Source organism: Streptomyces sp. WM4235, assembly GCF_001279725.1.
GTDB lineage: Bacteria > Actinomycetota > Actinomycetes > Streptomycetales > Streptomycetaceae > Streptomyces.
In genome coordinates, this window is record NZ_LGDE01000015.1 from 1 (window position 1) to 13,745 (window position 13,745).

General features: G+C 71.5%; 15 protein-coding genes. 8 read left to right on the plus strand and 7 right to left on the minus strand.

The window, feature by feature from the left end:
* The 3 genes from ADK55_RS03195 to ADK55_RS03205 all read right to left on the minus strand — a co-directional run.
* Nucleotides 1-215 (minus strand): PadR family transcriptional regulator (locus ADK55_RS03195; protein WP_199826430.1); only part of this gene is annotated, 215 nt, incomplete at its 3' end.
* A 141-nt stretch (nt 216-356) separates the two neighbouring features.
* Entirely contained in the window at nt 357-776 is a 420-nt protein-coding gene (locus ADK55_RS03200) for an SHOCT domain-containing protein (RefSeq protein ID WP_053675799.1), read from the minus strand.
* 73 nt (nt 777-849) lie between these two features.
* Nucleotides 850-1,683 carry a class II glutamine amidotransferase gene (locus tag ADK55_RS03205; protein ID WP_053675801.1) on the minus strand — a complete coding sequence of 278 codons (834 nt, stop codon included), beginning with the start codon at nt 1,681-1,683 and terminating at the stop codon, nt 850-852.
* Between the two features lie 418 nt (nt 1,684-2,101).
* Here ADK55_RS03205 and ADK55_RS03210 point away from each other — a divergent pair, with 418 nt between their 5' ends.
* From ADK55_RS03210 to ADK55_RS03225, 4 genes are all read left to right on the plus strand, one after another.
* A complete protein-coding gene (locus ADK55_RS03210) occupies nt 2,102-2,281 on the plus strand; it encodes a hypothetical protein (RefSeq protein ID WP_324611166.1) in 180 nt (59 codons plus the stop codon).
* Between the two features lie 523 nt (nt 2,282-2,804).
* Nucleotides 2,805-3,410, plus strand: a complete 606-nt coding sequence (locus ADK55_RS03215; protein WP_053675805.1) for a hypothetical protein — start codon at nt 2,805-2,807, stop codon at nt 3,408-3,410.
* Between the two features lie 427 nt (nt 3,411-3,837).
* The gene (locus ADK55_RS03220; protein WP_053675808.1) at nt 3,838-5,064 is read left to right on the plus strand and encodes a cytochrome P450; all 1,227 of its coding nucleotides are present in this window, start codon (nt 3,838-3,840) and stop codon (nt 5,062-5,064) included.
* Nucleotides 5,065-5,207: 143 nt separating this feature from the next.
* Nucleotides 5,208-5,981, plus strand: a complete 774-nt coding sequence (locus ADK55_RS03225) for a DUF4328 domain-containing protein (RefSeq protein WP_053675810.1) — start codon at nt 5,208-5,210, stop codon at nt 5,979-5,981.
* A 114-nt stretch (nt 5,982-6,095) separates the two neighbouring features.
* Here the strand turns inward: ADK55_RS03225 and ADK55_RS03230 are convergent, their stop codons facing one another.
* The gene (locus ADK55_RS03230) at nt 6,096-6,587 is read right to left on the minus strand and encodes a cupin domain-containing protein (protein WP_053675813.1); all 492 of its coding nucleotides are present in this window, start codon (nt 6,585-6,587) and stop codon (nt 6,096-6,098) included.
* A 180-nt stretch (nt 6,588-6,767) separates the two neighbouring features.
* On the opposite strand from ADK55_RS03230, the gene ADK55_RS03235 reads away from it, so the two are divergent.
* The 3 genes from ADK55_RS03235 (at nt 6,768) to ADK55_RS03245 (ending at nt 8,775) form a co-directional block, all read left to right on the plus strand.
* Nucleotides 6,768-7,304 (plus strand): DoxX family protein, encoded by a 537-nt coding sequence (locus ADK55_RS03235; RefSeq protein ID WP_053675815.1) that lies wholly within the window; start codon nt 6,768-6,770, stop codon nt 7,302-7,304.
* 108 nt (nt 7,305-7,412) lie between these two features.
* Nucleotides 7,413-7,847 (plus strand): hypothetical protein, encoded by a 435-nt coding sequence (locus ADK55_RS03240; protein WP_053675817.1) that lies wholly within the window; start codon nt 7,413-7,415, stop codon nt 7,845-7,847.
* A gap of 40 nt (nt 7,848-7,887) precedes the next feature.
* The gene (locus ADK55_RS03245; protein ID WP_053675819.1) at nt 7,888-8,775 is read left to right on the plus strand and encodes an NAD-dependent protein deacetylase; all 888 of its coding nucleotides are present in this window, start codon (nt 7,888-7,890) and stop codon (nt 8,773-8,775) included.
* A gap of 136 nt (nt 8,776-8,911) precedes the next feature.
* On the opposite strand, the gene ADK55_RS03250 is transcribed toward ADK55_RS03245, so the two are convergent.
* The 3 genes from ADK55_RS03250 to ADK55_RS03260 form a co-directional block, all read right to left on the minus strand.
* Nucleotides 8,912-9,565 (minus strand): GAP family protein, encoded by a 654-nt coding sequence (locus tag ADK55_RS03250; RefSeq protein ID WP_053675821.1) that lies wholly within the window; start codon nt 9,563-9,565, stop codon nt 8,912-8,914.
* A 224-nt stretch (nt 9,566-9,789) separates the two neighbouring features.
* On the minus strand, nt 9,790-10,800 hold the full coding sequence (locus tag ADK55_RS03255; protein ID WP_078998415.1) for an ArsR/SmtB family transcription factor: 1,011 nt from the start codon (nt 10,798-10,800) through the stop codon (nt 9,790-9,792).
* A gap of 179 nt (nt 10,801-10,979) precedes the next feature.
* Nucleotides 10,980-11,309 (minus strand): DUF6355 family natural product biosynthesis protein, encoded by a 330-nt coding sequence (locus ADK55_RS03260; RefSeq protein WP_159041264.1) that lies wholly within the window; start codon nt 11,307-11,309, stop codon nt 10,980-10,982.
* Between the two features lie 357 nt (nt 11,310-11,666).
* On the opposite strand from ADK55_RS03260, the gene ADK55_RS03265 reads away from it, so the two are divergent.
* Nucleotides 11,667-13,730, plus strand: coding sequence for a SpoIIE family protein phosphatase (locus tag ADK55_RS03265; RefSeq protein WP_053675826.1), 2,064 nt, complete (start codon nt 11,667-11,669; stop codon nt 13,728-13,730).
* The last annotated feature ends 15 nt before the right edge of the window (nt 13,731-13,745 follow it).

Below are 13,745 nucleotides of genomic sequence, written 5' to 3' on the forward strand. Positions count from 1 at the left end.
CCCTCCCCCGGTTCCCACCGGGCCTCCACCGCCCCGTCGGCCTCCAGTCGGCCGAGCACGGGGTACAGCGCGCCGCCGCGGACGGTACCGAACCCCCGGGCGGCCAGTTCCTGCACCAGCGCGTAGCCGTGCCGCTCGCCCTCGGCCAGTACACCCGCGAGCGCGAGCGGCAACACCCCCCGCAGCCAGCCGGTCATGGGCTCTGCGTCGGCCATGCGGAAGCCCCCCTCTCCATGCCCGAGCTCGGACTAGTTCATTCTCAGGCTAGTTCGTTCTCAGACTAGTGTGGACACACGACCGCCCGGCGTCAACGACTCTCGGGTGAAGTCGACTTGGCTCCTCGTTCGCGCTCCGCCTCAGGAACCGAGGACCTTGCCCTTGGCCCGCTCGTACTCGGACGCCGTGATGGCGCCGCGGTTCTTGAGTTCGGCGAGCCGCGACAGTTCCTCGGCCTGGCCGGTGATCGCGTCGCCCTCGCGCGCGTAGGTGCGGAACGCCTCCTCCTGCCTTTGGGTGCGCCTGAGTTGACGTTCGCCCATCCCTCGCCCACGGACGATCAGGTAGATGAAGACACCCAGGTAGGGCAGCAGGATGACGAAGACGGTCCACCCGGCCTTGGCCCAGCCGCTCAGGTCGTCGTCACGGAAGACGTCACCGATGATGCGCATGAGGAGCACGAACCAGAACACCCAGAGGAAGCACAACATCATGGTCAAGAAGATGTTGAGCAGCGGGTAGTCGTAGTCCTCCGCCAGGTTGATCAGTGAGTTCTGCATGGCCCGGTCTCCTGTTGGTCGGGGCCGGACGACGGCCCTGGGTCCGTCCGCTTCCCGGGTGGGCGCGTTCGCGTCACGCGGGCACCGGAGCGAAGGGGTACAACTCGTCGGCGCCCGGTTGTACGACCCCGTAGCTGCTCTCCGGCACCTCGTTCCAGGCGCCGGGCAGGTCACCGAGGGGTTCGGACACGATGAGGCGGGTCCCCTCGGAGATGTCCCGCAGGAACGCGATGTCCGGGTGCAGCCTGCGCAGCGCGTCCACCCGGCTGCTGTAGAACAGCGACCGGGAGTCGTGGCCGCTGGAGTAGCGGAAGGCCCACACCCGCACGCCGTCGCTGATGGCGAGTGTCATCTGGAGCGGTGACTCCACCCCGTGGTCGCGGCCGACGCGCTCCACCACTCCCGCCATCCGGGCGACGGCGGTCGGCGGGTCCCGGTCGAGGCCGAAGGTGAGGGCCAGGAAGAACATCACCTCGGAGTCCGTGGTCCCCTCGATGTCGGCGTAGAGCGCGGGGTCGACGAGCAGGGTGAGGTCCCGGCGCATCAGGTGGAAACCGGCGATGGCCCCGTTGTGCATGAACATCCAGCGGCCGTGTCGGAAGGGGTGGCAGTTCGACTGCTGCACCGCCGTCCCGGTCGACGCCCGGATGTGGGCGAAGAACAGCGGCGAGCGGACGTGGTCGGCCATCTCCCTCAGGTTTCGGTTGTTCCAGGCGGGGCCGACATCCCTGAGAAGCGCGGGAGTGCTGTTGTCCTGCGAGTACCAGCCGACGCCGAATCCGTCGCCGTTCGTGGTCTCCACACCGAGCTTGGAGTGCAGGCTCTGGTCGATCAGCGAATGGGCCGGCTTGTACAGGATCGTGTCCAGCAGCATGGGAGTTCCCGAGTAGGCGAGCCACCGGCACATGCGTCATCACCTGGATCCCTGCGGCACCGCGAGCCGCGCGAGCACCGCATCGCATCGCTTCCGCCGCTCACGGCATCGCTTCGCCGCTCACGCCCGGCATTGAACCCGTCGCAACGGGTTCAATGCCGGCACCCCGGCGGTCGCCCACTGCGCGGGCAGTCTCATTCTCGGCTCCCGCGCGGAGGAGCGCGATACGGGGAGAGCCCGCGGCCCGCCCCCGACGAGGCACGGCCCCGCGAAGGATCCGGCACCGGCCGACCATGTGGAGGGGGTCGTCCGCGCACTGCCGGCCGGAGGCCGCGCTCGGCGTGCCGGGTCGGCCGGCGTCCCGCAGGGTGGAGGAATGGAGCGAGCGCCGATCTTCGTGCACCGTGTCAGCCCGTCGGGCGGGCGCCCGGTCGGTATTCGCGTGGGCGGAGTGGACACGATTCTCGGCGTCGCGCACGAGGACACCGATGTGATCGAGATGCTCAGGCGGATCGAGATCCCCGACCCCGACGAGCTGGTGCTGGGGGACTCGCCGCTGATCGAGTGGCAGGTCGACGGCCCGCACGTGTACGAGGCCGAGACCGGGCCGCCGCCTGCCGACCTGCCCTGACCCGGTGGATGTCGGGGCCCCGGCCCGAGGGGGGAGGTGGGGCGGCGCCGCTCCACCGACGACCCCACCCGGGAACGGCTACCCGCCCCCCGCCGCCGGTACCGCTGAAGTACGGTGCGCGGAGCCCTGCCCGGCAGCGTCCGGCAGGGGGCCACGCACCGTCCGTACCGCAGCCCGGGGATTGCGTCGGCCCCGTTCTCCATCGGGTTCGGGCTGGACTGCGGGAGCCGGTTCGGGCCCTGGGTTCCCTCGGATTCCCGCGCTCCCACGAGAAGTTGAGCCGTGATCACTCCGACTCTCCGGGGCGGACCGGGCGTGGCTCGACGTCCCGCGCCGCGGCCCGCCCTCCGGCGGCTGCGCCCACGCGGTGACGCGTCGAGCCCTTCTCCCTGCGGAGACGGATGGAATACTCGTGTCTCCCGTACGGTCAAGAGACGGCCACGCCCCGCCGACACGAACGCCGCGCACCTCAACTGGCTGGATCCGGCCGTCTTCGATGCCACCACCGGAACAGGAGCGCGCCATGCGCCTTTACGCCCAGACCCCGGCGAGGCGAAGCCGGCAGGTGCTCGCGGATCTGATCGCCGTGGCCGTGATCGCGGCCTCGGTGTGGTTCGCGCTGGCCGTCCGCGACGCGATCATGCTGCTGGCCGAGCCGGGACGGAAGGTGGAGAGTGCCGGTGACAACCTGGCCACCGGCCTCGACAGCGCCGGCGAAGCCGCGTCCAGAGTGCCGCTCGTCGGCGGCCTCCTGAAGAAGCCGCTCCAGTCCGCGGCCGAGGCCGGCACCGGGCTCTCCGACGCCGGACAGTCACTCCAGCACACCGTGGAGAACGTGGCCACACTGACCACGCTCGCCCTGATCGTCTTCCCGGTCACCTTCGTGCTGGTGCTGTGGCTCCCCCCACGCCTGCTGTGGATCCGGCGCGTCGCCACCACCCGGCGCCTCCTGGAAGCCCCCGGCGGCGCCGATCTGCTGGCCTTGCGCGCCCTCACCGGGCCGCCGACCGACCTCACGGCCGTCCCCGTCCCGCCGGCCGGCCTCGCCGACGCCTGGCGCCGCGGGGACCAACAGGTCATCTCCGAACTGTCCAAAGTCGCTCTCAGACGGGCGGGTTTGCGGCCCTGACAGGCGGAGCGCGGAAGACCCGACGGCGCGACCTGACCGCACGATCCGACGGCGCGACTCCCGCGAAGCGCCACCGGATCATCCCCACCGGTGACCGCGTGGTCGGTCCGCCATCGCCCCTCTCCTCCCCCCAGCAGCTCCGTGGCGCCTCGGGACTCCCCTCATGTCACAGACTGCGGCGAGACCCGCTGAGGAGCAGGCGTCGGGGCTCTGGCGACGGCGGGTGACGTCGTGTTTCCTGAAAGAAGCGCAGTTGAACGGATACACGGACACATCACCGGCCGCATCGCAACCCGCAGGCTTCCCGGACGAGTCGGTCGAAGGTCCGGCATACCGGGGGGTGAGGACTGCGGTACAGCGGCTCGGCCGGAACCCACGGCGCCGACGGTGTTCGGCGCGACGCAAGCCAGGCCGATGGGGGAACTCCATGACCGCCGCGCGCAACGTCCCGGACATCCTGTCGCAGGAGTTCGCCGAGAATCCGTACCCGACGTACCGGGCTCTGCGCGAAAGCGAGCCCCTCGTCTGGCACGAGGCGACGCAGAGCTACCTCATCTCCCGCTACGAGGACGTGGCCCGGGCGTTCAAGGACAAGGAGTCACTCTTCACCACGGACAACTACGCCTGGCAGGCGGAGCCCGTGCACGGCAAGACCATCCTCCAGATGAGCGGCCGGGAGCACTCCACTCGGCGCGCTCTGGTGGCCCCCGCGTTCCGGGGCAATGAGCTTCGGGAGAAGGTCGTCCCGGTCATCGAACGCAATGCCCGCGAGCTGATCGACGCGTTCCGCGACGTCGGGTCCGTCGACCTGTTGAGCGGCTTCGCCTCGCACTTCCCCATCACGGTGATCGCCGACATGTTCGGGCTGGACCGGTCCGGCCAGGAGCGAATCAGCGGTTGGTACCGGGCCTTCGTGGCGTTCATCGCGAACCTGTCCGGTGATCCCGAGTGCGCGGCGGCCGGCGAGCGGGCTCAGGTGGAGTTCGCCGCGTACATGCTGCCGATCATCAGGAACCGGCGGGACCACCTCGGTGACGATCTGCTGTCCGCGCTCTGCACCGCCGAGGTCGACGGGGTGAGCATGAACGACGAGGACATCAAGGCGTTTTGCAGCCTCTTGCTCACCGCCGGGGCCGAGACGACCGACAAGGCCATCGCCGGCCTCTTCGCGAACCTCCTGGCCAACCCGGGGCAACTCGCGGCCGTGCGGCAGGACCGCGGGCTCATCGACCGGGCCTTCGCGGAGACGCTGCGCTACAGCCCGCCCGTCCACATGATCATGCGGCAGGCCGCCGCCGATGTCCCGGTGAGCGGGGGCACCATCCCCGCCGGCGCCACCGTCACCTGTCTGATCGGGGCGGCGAATCGCGATCCCGGGCGCTACGAGGATCCGGACCGGTTCGACATCTTCCGCACCGACCTGACGGCGACCACCGCCTTCTCCGCGGCCGCGGACCACTTGGCGTTCGCGCTGGGGCGGCACTTCTGCGTCGGTGCGCTGTTGGCCAGGGCCGAGGTGGAGATCGCCACCAACCAACTCCTCGACGCGATGCCGGACATCCGGCCGACCGAAGGGTACGACCCGGCCGAGCAGGGTGTCTTCACCCGTGGTCCGAGGTCCCTGCTCGTGGAGTTCACCCCCGCCGGCCGCTGACCTGCGGGTTCGACTGATTGCCCTACCGCCGAACCCCTTGGACGGCGGGCGTGGACATGGCATATCGTCAGGCGGCTCGGGTCGCCCGTCAGGCGGCCCGTTGTCATGTCGCACGTGCACGTTCCCGTGGGGGGTACTCCGTCATGTCCTTCAACAAGCCCGGCCCGTCGCCGGCTCCGCAGCCCGAGGCCGGACCGATGACGCCGCCACCACCGCTGCCGGCGCCTCATCCCGCCCCGCTGCCGCCGGCCGCCGGTGTGCTGCGCTCGCCGGAGGGTCTGGCGACGGCCCTGACGGTGTTGTTGTCCGTGGGTGCCGCGATCGATCTCTTCTCGTCCGGGGTCAACCTGTACGTGTGGAGGCTGATGAAGGACCTCCTCGACGCCCCCGCGAGCGTCGAGGACGACAACATCGCCCTGGCCGACCTCCTCAACGGCGCGACCGGCGTCGCGCAGACCGTCCTGCGCCTGGCCACGATCGTGGTCTTCATCGTCTGGTTCCACCGGGTCCGCTGCAACGGCCAGGTCTTCCGTCCCGACGGATTCAGCCAGTCCGCCGGCTGGGCCATCGGCGGGTGGTTCGTCCCGATCGCCAACCTCTTCTTCCCCTACCGGACGGCGCGGGAGACCTGGAAGGCCAGCACGCAGCTCGCGCCCGACGGTTCGTACCGCCACGTCCCCACCGCCCCGGTGACCGCCTGGTGGATCGTGTTCGTCGCCACCCTGGTCCTCGACCGCGTCTGGTCCAGGCGGTACATCGCGGCCGACACGGTCGAGGCGATGCGCAGCGTCTCCGCGCTCGGCGCCGTCACCGACGTCGTCACCATCGTCGCCGCCGTGCTGGCCGTCCTCTTCGTGCGCAAACTGACCGCGCTCCAGCGGGTCAAGGCCACGCAGGGCCCGATCGCCGCGGCCTGACGGGGGTCATGGTCCGGCGGTCCGACACTGGACCCTCTGTGCCACGACCGGTTCGCGAAACCGTCCTCGGGACGGTTTCGCGGACGGCCTCGCGACAGGGCTTGGCCGCGCGCCCTACTCGACGAAGTACGAGTCGTGCCGGATGAAGAACTCGGTGCGTTCCTCGTCGGTCGCGTTCGCGAGCTGCGACAACCCCTCGAAGTACTCTTCGCGCGGCGCCCCCGGCGCGAACACCATCAGCATCTCCGCCGGGGCGTCCGAATCATTGCGGAAGGCGTGCAGGCCGCCCTGTGGCACGAAGAGGAAGTCGCCCTTCTTCGCGTCGATCCAGTCCGCGCCGTCGAAGAGCCTGACGGTCCCGTCGAGGATGAAGAACGACTCCGAGATCGTCTTGTGGAAATGGGTCTTCGGACCTCCCGCGCCGGCGCTCATCTCCACCCGGTAGAGGCCGAACTCCCCTTTCGTGGAGGCCTTCGTGGCCAGGTAGTGCGTCGCGTCGCCGTTCGGGGACGACAGCTCCGCCGGCGTGTCGACGGGCCTGAACACCGCGCTGACCTCGCCCTCGTCTCCCCCGTAGCGTGCCTCCGGATACGACGGATACGACATGTCTGTCCCTCCCGTGTCACTCCCGCGTGTACATGGACCTGTGCAGCCGTGACAACCAGCCGTCCGGTGCCGTTCTTCCCCCGGCTCTCTCGCGTCCTGGGCGGAGGCCTGCGGGGCTCCCCGCGTGGAGCCCGAACGGGAACCACGGATGGACCGGCCGAGGCGGGGCAGCAGCGGGACATGGCTGTCCTTCGAAAGCTCGCCCGCCCCCTGCTCGCCGCCCCGCACATCGTGGAGGGCCTGCGCACCCTGCGCCGGCCCGAGACCGCGGCGGAGGTCTTCCAGCCCTTCGCCGAGGCCGTCGGCAAGCGCGTTCCGGCGTCGGACGGCGACCCGCTGAAGCTGGTACGCGTCCACGGCGCGATCCAGGTCGGAGCGGGCCTGATGATCGCAACGGGACGTGCCCCTCGGCTGGCCGCGCTCACGCTCGCCGCCACGGTGGTGCCGACCGCTCTCACGGGCCACGCGTTCTGGACGGTGAAGGATCCGGAGGAGCGTGCCCGGCAACGCGCCCGGTTCCTGACCGACCTCGCCGCGGTGGGAGGTCTGCTCATCGCCGCCGCGGACACCCACGGAAAGCCCTCCCTCGCCTACCGTTCCCGGCACGCGCTCGACCACCGGCATCCGGTGAGGGCCGTCCGCCGTCCCGTGGAAGCGGCCGCGGCGACCACGGCCGCCCGGGTCAAGGCGGCCGCCGCTCTCGCCGACCCTCGCTGACAGGGCCCGCCGGTCGCCGGTCCCCGTGGGCGGCGGCGTCACGGACGCACAAGGCGTCCGGGGTCGTGATCGCCGCCGGAAATGACCGCTCGCAGTGAGGAGAACCCCATGGCAGACGTTCGCCGGACCGTTCGGCGGCTGTCCGTCGGCACCCTGTTCCGGCCTGCCGCGCTCGACCCGCGCCTCTTGGCGCGGACGGTGACCGTGGCGGTCCGTGGTGGCCGGCGGCGCACGGCCGCCGTGTCCGCCGCGGTCTGCGCCACCGCCGGCGAGCGCCGGGTGTGCCCCGGCCCGCTGGTTGGTACGGACCCGGCCGCCGTGTACGGAGCACGGTGCGACGCGAATACGCCGGCCGGCGGCCCGGACGCCTACGCGGGCGGCGCCGCCCGTCGCGAACGGGCTCACGAGGCGGTCGCGTCCCGTACCACCGGCCCCGACGACCTGGCCTCACTGCTGAACATGCTGGACCTGCGGCCGGGCCCCGACGAGAGGGGCACGGGACCCGGAGGCGACGGATGGTCCCGCGGCGGCGACGGAGGCTGACGGCCTACGCCGGACGCCGTGTGCTGCGTACGCTGGCGTCATGCGCATGCGCCCCACTCTGACCTGGACCCCCACCGAGGACCTGCGGCCCGGCACCACTGATCCGGGGCCCGTCGCCGATGCCCTGGAGGCCGGCGGGGTGCTGGTGCTGAGCGGGGCGGGCATGTCCACGGAGTCCGGCATCCCCGACTATCGGGGCGAGGGCGGAAGCCTGAGCCGGCACACCCCGATGACATACCAGGACTTCACCACCAGCGCCGCGGCCCGACGCCGCTACTGGGCACGCAGCCACCTCGGCTGGCGCACGTTCGGCCGCGCCAGGCCCAACGCCGGGCACCGGGCCGTGGCGGCCTTCGGGCGCCGCGGACTGCTGTCGGGCGTGATCACCCAGAACGTCGACGGACTGCACCAGGCCGCCGGCAGCGCGGACGTGGTGGAGCTCCACGGAAACCTGGGCCGGGTCGTCTGCCTCTCCTGCGGCGTCTCCGGCTCGCGCCGGGAACTCGCCCTGCGGTTGGAACAGGCCAACGCGGGCTTCGAACCAGTGGCCGCGGGACTCAACCCCGACGGCGACGCCGACCTCACCGACGAACAGGTCGGGGACTTCTCCGTGGTGCCCTGCACGCACTGCGGCGGCATCCTCAAGCCGGACGTGGTGTTCTTCGGCGAAACCGTTCCGCCCCGGCGGGTCGCACACTGCCGCGAACTGGTCGGTGCGGCGGCCTCCCTCCTGGTCCTGGGCTCCTCGCTGACGGTCATGTCCGGACTGCGCTTCGTCCGTCAGGCGGCCCAGGCCGGGAAGCCCGTACTGATCGTCAATCGGGATCCGACCCGCGGCGACAGGCACGCCGTCACCCGGGTCGAACTCCCTCTGGGAACGACCCTCACCGCCCTGGCCGACCGCTTGGACATCCCCATGGACGACTGAGGGGCGCCCGACCGGATCGGGCCCGATCCGGTCGAAGGCGTGTGGGCCATGTGAGCCTACTGGGCCTTGTGGGCCGAAGGCCGGATGTCCGGTGCCGCCGCGGTGTGCGGGCCCGGGTGGGTCGTCGTCCCGCCGGTCACAGGCCGGCGGCGCCCTCGACGAGCAGAAGCACACCGATCACCGACAGGACCACGGCGGTGACGGCGCTGTTGTGGATCTCCAGCCAGGTCCTCGCCCGGCCCAGAGGGCCCAGGACCCGCTCCCCCACGACGACGTGGAGCAGCAGCGGGATGGCCACGGTGGACGCCGCGACGGCGGTGAACACCACCACGGCCGTCACCGCGCGGGACGGCCCCGCTTCGGCGGAGCCGACGGTCAGGCCGGCCGCCGCCGAGAGCAGGGCGACCTTCGGGTTGGCCGCGGACAGCAGCAGCCCCAGCCGCAGGGCTTTCACCGGGGTGGCGTCGGTGAGGGTCCGCATCCAGGCCGGGGTGTCCTTCTTCGCTCGTGAGCGCCACTGCCGCACGGCCAGCAGAAGGAGGACCACGCCGAGGGCCGCTTTGGTCCAGGATGCCCAGGTGGGTGTCTCCTCGTGGACCTCGATGACGGCGGCGAGCAGGGCGAGGGCGACCGTCACCGCGAGAACGCCGGCCGTCCAGCCGGCCAGGAAGGACCCGGCGGTCACCCGGGGGCGGGGCGTGAAGAGCAGGAAGACCGCGGGAACGACGGGGACCGGTGACAGCGCGATACCCAGTGCGAGCGGCACGACCTCGCCGAGCAGTTCTCCCACAGGCCAACCTCCTCGCGGCGTGTCCCCCGGCCCGGAGTGCGGCCTCGGCCGGGTACCGCCGCTTGTCGTGCGCGTCCGGCGCCGAGCGGGAAGGGCCCGTGTCCCGGAACTCCGGAGGGCGGCGGGACCCCGACAGGCGTGCGCAATCTATCGGCCTGAACGGGCGATGAGGCACTGCCTCGCCGAAGCCCCGCCCCCGTGCCGTGGTCGCCACGGCTCACGGGTCACGGCTCCGTCGTGGTCACGGAACTCAGCAGGGCGAGCCCCAAGGGGGTGATGCGGTGCAGTACGGATCCGCCGCGGCGGCTGGTGGTGATCAGATCCGCGTTCCGCAGCACCGTCGCGTGCTGGCTGGCGGCTGCCACCGAGACGTTGAGGCGGCGGGCCAACTCGGTCGTCGTGCTGCCTTCGGCCGTCACCCGCAGTGCGGCGGCTCGCGTGCGGCCGAGCAGGGATTCCAGGTTTCGGCCCGAGGGGCCGGCCACACCTGCCGCACCGGCCGACCCGCCGCCGGCCAGCGGCTCGCGGAGGGCCGGTACCGTCAGCCGGGGTGGCTGCGTGGTGTCGAGCGGGTCCCACAGCAAGCTCACCGAGTGCGGCGAGAAGACGGTTGGGGTGACGATGAGTCCCCTTCCCCTGAGGTGCACCTCGACCACGCGCGGGTAGGGAGCCTCCAGAACCGGCGGCCGCCAACGGACCAGTGGTGCGCAGAGCGAACGCAGCAGCAGATCGACCCCTCCCTCGAGCAGCACGTTCATGTAGCGGGAGGACAGCGCGGCCAGTTCGGACCGCCCTTTGTGCCAGTAGGGCTCCACGGCCAGCCGATGGCAGGGGCGCAGCGCCTCGGCGAGTTCCCGCCGCGCCTCGCGGTCCCCCTCGGACACCCGCCTTGCCCAGGGCAGGTGTTCCAGGGGGAAGTCGATGCCTTCGAACTCCCGTCGCAGACGGGCCGCCGGTGCGTGGAGCAGGTTGTCCACGGCGTGTTCCAGGCAGGGCCCGTCCCCCATCAGGGCGAGCAGGTCGAGCCCGGGCCCACGCACCGGCAGCAAGGACGTCAACGGGCGGGTGTTGGCCCCCATGCGACCCGCGACGGCCGCCCGCCACGAGCGGAAGTGGGGGCTGTCCCCGCTCCCCCGCAGCAGTTCCAGGCTGTAGTAGGTCTCCGCCGCGACCCCGATCGTCGCGGCGACGCGTGTCCGCGCGAGATCTTCCGCCGTGAAGTGAATGCGTAACACCGATCGGCCCCCTGTCGGTGCTGGAGCGTGCCCGCGCACCCGCAGCATTCCCCGGCCAGGGTCACCACACGCCTTCCGATCGCCTCTCGGATCGGGGCGAAACAGGCTCGGGTGCCCTATGGCCGGGGGCGGATGCACAGCGGACACGTCCGCGCCGCGCCGCGCCGCGCCGGAGAGGGTTACGTGATGCGGCAGCCGGCTCCACCGACGTAGTTCGCGTCCCTGATCTGGCTCTTGAGGCCGAGCCGCGTATCGCCGGGTCCGACGCAGATGGTCCGGTCGAAGCCCCGGACGACGTCGAGTTTGATCTTGATCGTGGTGGGGCCACAGTGGTTGTAGAACGCGATCTCCCTGCCCGCGTAGTACCCGCACACTGCCTGGGTTCCCGCTCCCTCGGCGCTGCCCGCGCTGCCCGCGCTGGCGGGGGTGATCGTGCTCATCACCGCAGCGGAGCCGAGAACGGCGACCGCCATCCATCGCCGCATGCCGTTGACCCGTAAGCGCTGCATTCCTGCCACACTCCTCTTCCTCTCGGGCGGGGTCTTCACCCCTTTGCCGCAGCACAGACTGGCAGAGCCGTCCGCGCACCGGCAAGCCTCTAAGCGACCACTTAAAGCCGCAGGTGAGACCCCCTTCCTGGCCGTTCCCTGGCTCGTTTCACCCAGCTCTCGCACACGGGTTCGCAGGTCTGCCTCAGCACTGCGAGGGAGCACGCCCGGCCAGGCGCGCCACGCCCGCTCACGGCGCGGCCGGGCCGTGCGCACGACGCAGCACCGCCCGGTCCCGGCGGCGGTAACGTAGGCATGTGGGGCAACTCCTCAGGCTGCGGGAGACGGATCTCTCGACGGGCGAGAGGCGGTGCGCGCATGGATCCCGAGCCCTTCGACGAGGTCACGAGCCCGGCCGCCCGGGCCGCGGGCGGCTGGCTCGGGGGGCTGCCCGTGGCGGTGCTCGCCACCGGCAGCGACGGCCGGATCGTGCGCTGGGACACGGCCGCGCACGAGTTGTTGGGATACACCCCGCGCGAGGTCATCGGCCGCCACATCGCCGATCTGTTGCATCCGGGAGTGGACCGGAGTCTCGGCAGGTCGTTGTGGGAGAAGGCCGTCACCGCCCGCGGCGTGATGGGTACCGTGACCGCCTGGCACCGGGACGGGCACCCGGTGGAGGTGGAGATCTGGGCGGCGCCCGTCCCTGCCCGTCCGCGCGGCGGGACGACCGTGCTGGTCTTCGCCGCCGATGCCGCCGCCGCCCAGCGGATCCGCGGTTCCTCCGCGGTGTGGGACGGACTGTTCGCCCGCTCCCCGGTCGGCATCGCCCTCTTCGACACCCGGTTGCGCTTCCTGCGGGTCAACCCCGCCTTGGAGGCGATGAACGGCCTGCCGGAGGCCGCTCACGTCGGTCGACGTCTGGCCGAGGTGCTGCCCGGGGTGAACGCGGCCGCCATGGAAGTCCTCATGCGGCAGGTACTCGAAGACGGTCGGCCCGTCCTCGACTCCCGTCGTATCGGCCGTACTCCGGCCGCCCCGGACCAGGACAGGGTGTGGTCGTGCTCCTACACCAGGCTGGAGGACACGGACGGGCACCCCCTCGGACTGGCCGCCTCCCTGATCGACATCACGATCCAGGAGCAGACCCAGCTGGAGGCCGAGGCCGGCCGGCGCCGCCTCGCGCTGATCAACGCGGCCACGTACCGCATCGGCACCAGCCTGGACCTCGAGCGCACCGCGCAGGAACTGGCCGACGTCACCGTCCCGGAGCTCGCCGATCTGGTCACGGTCGACGTCCTGGAGTCCTTGGCCGCGGGCGCGGAGATCGGTTCCGGCCTGGTGGCCGGGACCCGCCTGCGCCGCCTGGGCAAAGCCCCCTTCGACTCACCCCTGGCCGAGATCCTCGCCCCGCTCGGGCGCACCCTGATCTTCCCGTCGGCCGCGCCCTACACCCAGGCGCTCGCCGACCGCCACGCCTTCGTCGTCCCCCGCCTCGACGAGAATTCCATCGCGCCCGCGGCCCGTCACTCCCCGGCGCCGGCCGAGCTGCTGAAGCACGGAGTGCACTCTTTCATGATGGTGCCGCTGCTCGCCCGGGGAACGGTGCTGGGCCTGGCCACGTTCTACCGCTGCACCACGCCGGAGCCCTTCGGCGACGAGGACACCGCCCTCGCGACCGAACTGGCCGCGCGGGCCGCCGTGTGCGTGGACAACGCCCGCCTCTACCACCGCGAGCACGACACCGCCCTCATCCTGCAGCGCAGCATGCTGCCCCAGCACATCACCCCGCCCCCCGGCATCGAGGTCGCCCATCGCTACCTGCCCGCCAGTGACGTCAACGAGGTGGGCGGCGACTGGTACGACGTGATCCCCCTGACCGGCGACTCCGTGGCGCTGGTGATCGGCGATGTCATGGGGCACGGCATCCAGGCCGCGGCCGTCATGGGCCGGCTCTCCGCCAGCGTCCGCGCCCTGGCCAGGCTCGACCTCGACCACGACGACATGTTCCGCCAGCTCCAGGCCGCCCTGGACGACCTGGCCGACCCGATGCTCGCCACCTTCCTCTACGTCGATCTCGACACGGCGACCGGGGCCTGCCGCATCACCTGCGCCGGCCATCCTCCGCCCGCACTCGTCACCCCCGACGGCGCCGCCCGCCTTCTCGACGTACCGCCGGGACTCCCCCTGGGCGTCGGTCCCACCCGCTTCACCACCACTCACACCACGCTGGCTCCGGGCAGCGTGATCGTTCTCTACACCGACGGTCTCATCGAGGCACGCGGCACCGACATCGACGACCGTCTGAGCGAGCTCACCCATCTTCTGGCCGAGCCCGCGCCGTCCCTCGACGCCCTCTGCGACAGTCTCGTCACCCATCTGGTGCCCGCTTCGGCCGACGACGACATCGCTCTGCTCGCCGCCCGCCTGAACAAACCCTGACGCGATCGGAGAACG